The sequence below is a fragment of the Aerococcus sp. HMSC062A02 genome, from assembly GCF_001809535.1.
Lineage (GTDB): Bacteria > Bacillota > Bacilli > Lactobacillales > Aerococcaceae > Aerococcus.
Genome location: NZ_KV797913.1, coordinates 7,021 through 12,180 on the forward strand (window position 1 = coordinate 7,021; position 5,160 = coordinate 12,180).

3 protein-coding genes are annotated in these 5,160 nt (G+C 48.3%); all 3 read right to left on the bottom strand.

The window, feature by feature from the left end:
- Positions 1-230: 230 nt before the first annotated feature.
- The 3 genes from HMPREF2626_RS02795 to argH all read right to left on the bottom strand — a co-directional run bounded on the left by HMPREF2626_RS02795 (position 231) and on the right by argH (position 4,693).
- The gene (locus HMPREF2626_RS02795) at positions 231-1,742 is read right to left on the bottom strand and encodes an ABC transporter substrate-binding protein/permease (protein WP_070617192.1); all 1,512 of its coding nucleotides are present in this window, start codon (positions 1,740-1,742) and stop codon (positions 231-233) included.
- Entirely contained in the window at positions 1,742-2,980 is a 1,239-nt protein-coding gene (locus tag HMPREF2626_RS02800; RefSeq protein ID WP_070617194.1) for an argininosuccinate synthase, read from the bottom strand. The genes HMPREF2626_RS02795 and HMPREF2626_RS02800 overlap by 1 nt, the downstream gene beginning before the upstream one ends.
- 333 nt (positions 2,981-3,313) lie before the next feature.
- Complete coding sequence (argH, locus tag HMPREF2626_RS02805; protein ID WP_070617196.1) at positions 3,314-4,693, bottom strand: argininosuccinate lyase; 1,380 nt, start codon at positions 4,691-4,693, stop codon at positions 3,314-3,316.
- Positions 4,694-5,160 lie beyond the last annotated feature (467 nt).

The window sequence follows — 5,160 nt, forward strand, 5'->3', positions numbered from 1 at the left end:
GGTTCAGGCTAGCAGAAATAGGTCTTCTTCACCATAATCCGTCGAAGGCTTCCAGCCTTCTCTGGCTTCTGGCTCCAGAGGTCTATTTCTCCCGCTAGCCTTCACACCCTTCTTAGTCGGGTTTGGTCACACAGAAGTGGCTCCTCTTCACAAAGACCTGCCGAAGACTTGCAGTCTTCTTCGGGTCTTTGCTCCAGAGGTCCACTTCTACCCGTGCTCCCTCTCACCCTTTAATTATATTTCGCGTTCATTTGTTTTTCGTAATGGTTGAGGAGCTTGGTTAAGGCATAGGTGATAATGAAGTAGATCACCATAGAGATAAAGAGTGGGATAATGCCTTGGTAAGTCTGGCTGGTAACAGCCCGGGTTTGGAAGGTTAATTCGGCTACCCCAATAGTCGATACAATAGAAGATTCCTTAATCAAGGTCACGAATTCGTTCCCTAACGAAGGCCAAATGGAGCGCAGGGATTGTGGGAAGATAATCTTCCGCAAAGTTGTCTTGTAGTCCAAACCAAGAGACCGAGCAGCTTCGGCCTGGCCTTTAGGAACGGACTGGAGACCACCACGGATAATCTCACAAATATAGGCTCCTGAGTTGAGAGAAACAGCGATCAAACCAGCCAGCAATGGGCTAATACCGAGCAAGCCCCCAACCCCTAGGAAGATAAAGAGAACTTGGATCATCAGAGGTGTCCCCCGAACAAATTCGACATAGGCTCCTGCAATGCCAGAGAGGAATTTCAAGTTAGAAATCCGCATCACGGCAAGGAGCGAACCCAGAATCATCCCGAAGACAATCGAGAGAATGGAGATTAAGAGGGTCGTCTTAATACCGTCCCAGAAGAAAGGCCAATACTGCATCCAATCCACATTGTCGGTAGCAGCTAATTGGTCCGCAGCTTCGTCCGCCCATTGGTTAACCAAGTCTTGTTCAACCACTTCATCAATAGTGTGGTTAATGGCTTCCCCTAGGCTCGGTTGGTTCTCAGGAATCACAACTGCCTTGCCGTCATTTTCTTCCCGTGGGACTTTGGCATCGACATAAGTCAACTGGTCATTGCCCTTGGTCGCGGTCCGGGCCATAATCTCATCGACTAAGACCCCATCCACTTGCTTGGTTCCTAGGGCACTGAGCAGGTCAGGAACCTGTTGCATGGTAAGGAGCTTGGCTTTAGGCATGTGGGCCTTGGCCAGGTCTTCTTGGTACGACCCCTGTTGGACCCCCACAACCGTTCCTTCTACGAAACTATCCTTATCTTTGAGTCTGTCCGTATCGTCTTTGCGGATAACAAGGGATTGGCCAGCATTCTCGTAGGGTTTGGTGAAGTCTACGGACTTATCCCGTTCCTCCGTATAAGTCATCCCTGAGATAATCATATCAATGGCACCAGTCTCTAAGGAAGACATCAGACTGGAAAATTCCATATTCACGATTTCCAGTTTAACCCCAAGATCATCAGCGATCTTTTCCGCTAGGGAGATATCGATCCCCTTCGTTTTGTTCTCGCCACCTTCACGGGTCAAGAACTCAAAGGGTGGGTAGTCGGGGCTGACGCCTAGCTTAATGACGCCCCGCTTCTTAATTTCATCAAGTAATTGGTCGTTGCCTGCTACTTGCCCTGAAGTTTGCGACTGGTCTTCTGCCGCTTGGACCAAGGCCCCTGCTCCAGCCAGTAGTGGACTAAAGGCGAGGAGAAAGACCATTAGGAGCTGCAGGCTATATTTAACTAGTTTTTTCATTAAATTTTGCCGTCCTTTTTCCATTCTTTTTCAGCAAGCACCCGGGCAGTTTGTGGCAGGCCGAAGAGCTTAATGAAACCTTCCGCATCATTTTGGTTGTAGATATCATCTTCGTCAAAGGTTGCCAGTTCTTCATTATAAAGAGAGTAAGGACTGGTCGTCCCTGCATCAATGACATTACCCTTGTAAAGCTCTAACTTGACTTGGCCAGTGACGTGTTTTTGGGTTTCATCCACAAATTGTTGGAGGGCCTTGCGTAGAGGTGAATTCCACAAGCCATTATACACTAATTCCGCATATTTATGGGCAAGGACTTGTTTAAACTGCAAGCTATCGCGGTCTAAACATAATTCTTCCAATTTTTCATGGGCATGGTAGATGATGTGTCCACCTGGTGTTTCATAAACGCCCCGAGACTTCATCCCGACGAGACGGTTTTCAACAATATCGAGGATGCCAATCCCATTTGCCCCGCCGAGTTCGTTTAATTTTTCAACTAAGGCGATGGGATCCAATTTTTCGCCATCCACAGCGACAGGGTTCCCTGCTTCAAAATCGATGGTCACATAGGTGCTCTCGTCTGGCGCTTGTTGAGGTGACACCCCTAATTCTAAAATATCATCTAGTTTAGGTTGCTGGCTAGGATCTTCCAAGTCCAAGCCTTCATGGGAGAGGTGCCAGAGGTTTTCATCCTTAGAGTAGTTCGTCTCACGGGTAATCGGTAGCGGAACGTTATGCGCTTCTGCATAATCAAAAGCGTCTTCCCGGGATTGAATATCCCAGATCCGCCATGGGGCAATAATTTGAATAGTTGGATCGAATTCACGCAAGCCGAGCTCGAAACGCACTTGGTCATTCCCCTTACCGGTACAGCCATGGACGATGGTATCGCAGCCTTCTTCATGGGCGATTTCAATCATCCGCTTGGCAATTAGTGGACGGGCATAGGCGGTCCCTAAGAGATACTTGCCTTCATACTTAGCCCCAGCCCGCATGGCAGGATAGATATAATCTGTAATAAATTCTTCGCGGAGGTCTTCGACATATAATTTAGAAGCCCCACAATTGACAGCTTTCTTCTTTAAATACTCGTAGTCTTCTTCCTGACCAACATTGGCGGTCATTCCGATCACTTCAACGTCAGCCCCATAAGTTTCCTTAATCCAAGGAATAATTACGGAGGTATCCAAACCACCTGAATACGCCATTAAAACCTTCTTTACTTCCTTCTCTAGCATTATAAACTCCTCCTTAAATATAAAAAACCGCCTCTTCCAATCTGAAGAGGCGGAGTTAATAAGCATCCACGGTACCACTCTACTTGCTGGCAAAGCCAACATCTCTAGCCGATTAACGCTCGGACACGAACTAGTTTATCTTATCTAGTCGAGCTTATGCGGCGCGCTTCACAGAGTCTTCAGACAGGCCTTCCACCACCACCTGCTCGCTTTACTCAGGGACTTTGCTACTCTTCCGCATCTCTTTTATGAGAGTACTTTAATTTAACTGTTATTATATCACGGCTGAATCAAATGTCAACTGAACTTTAGGATTTTATTTTAGGACTTATCCTACGACCGCTCGAGGGCTTGGCAGAGGGCTTGGGCATGTTCTTCCACCCGTTCAGGAGCTGGTCCACCCAGAACATTACGCCGGTAGACACAGGCCTTCAAGTCGATTGCATCAAAGATATCTGCTTCAAAGTCATCCGCATAGCGCTTATAATCTTCCAAGGAGAGATCTTCCAGGGTTAGGTTCTTTTCGCTACAGTATTGAAGGATATTCCCGGTGATTTGGTAGGCATCACGGAAGGGCATTCCCTTAGCAGCCAGGTAGTCGGCGCAATCAGTAGCGTTCAAGAAGCCCTGGCCACAAGCGGCATACATGGCCTCTTCATCCACAACCGTTGCTTCCAACATGGCTGGTAGGAGACTCACCATCATCTTCATGGTATCGATAGCGTCGAAGAGGGCTTCTTTTTCTTCCTGCATATCCTTGTTATAAGCGAGAGGGAGGCCCTTCATCAGGGTAAGCACGTTAATCAAATCGCCATAGACCCGCCCCGTCTTTCCGCGCATCAATTCATGGATATCGGCATTCTTCTTCTGGGGCATAATGGATGAGCCGGTGGAGAAGGAATCTTTCAGGTGAATGAAATGGAACTCCTGACTGGCCCAAAGAATCGTCTCTTCCGCATACCGGCTGAGGTGCATGGCCAGAAGCGACAGGGCACTCAGCATCTCAATACTATAGTCACGGTCAGACACTGCATCCAAACTATTGGCCGATGGGGTCAAGAAGTCCAAGAGTTCCGTCGTTAAATCGCGATTCAAGGGGAAAGAAGAGGTCGCCAAGGCACCAGCCCCCAGTGGCATGGTTAAATCAATCCGCTTACCCACATCCTGCAAACGGCCATAGTCCCGCAAAAGCATTTCCGCATAGGCCATCAAATAGTGGCCATAAGTAATGGGTTGGGCCCGCTGCAAGTGGGTATAGCCCGGCATGATGCTTTCCGTATGCTGGAGGGCCTTCTTAGCAAAGCCCAGCATGGCATCCTCCAAGAGGCCACAGAGGACTTCAATCTCATCCCGAACATAGATCTTCAAGGCGGTGGCAACCTGGTCGTTCCGACTGCGGCCGGTGTGAACCTTCTTACCTGTATCCCCTAAGCGCCGGGTCAGTTCCGCTTCAATAAAACTATGGACATCTTCTTCCTCATAGTCAATGGCTAGCTTGCCGTCACGGTAGTCTTCTCGCATCTGCCCCAATTCCTGGTAGAGCGCCTCTGCTTCCGCTTCCTCAATAATTCCTTGGGCCCCCAACATCTTTGCGTGGGCCATTGAACCCTGCAGGTCAGCATCCAACAGTCTGTCATCCACTTGAATTGATTGATTGAATTGATAAGCCGCTTCTGACATCGCGTCATGAAAGTCATTCGACCAAATTGCCATCTTTGCCACTCCATTCTTTTTAAGTCTTATGTTTAATCATAAACAAAGTTCGTCCCTGGTGCAAGATTGATTGAGAAAAGCTGCTTAAAGAATCCTATTTGTCAGCAGCTACTAATGAAAAACCATTATAAAAAGGCCCCAACTTCTACTTCAGTTGGAGCCTTGGAATGGAAAAGGTTCAAGGATGCAGAAAGGGCTCCTCTTCACAAAGAGCCAGAGGTCCCTTTCTACCGCATCCTCTCACACCCTTTATAGTTGGGTTCGCAAGAGCAGCTTTGGACTGCTTTCGCAAGTCGGAAACGTGCAAGCCTTGCTTGCCCTTATCCCGACTTACTCCAAGCTTCCAAAGCTAAACGCTCTTGCTCACACCCTTTATAGTCGGATTCGGTCTGGCAGCTTTCGTATCACTTCACAAGCCCCCGCCGCAGTCCTTCAGACTGCTCTGGTGACTTGCTCCAGTGAACGAA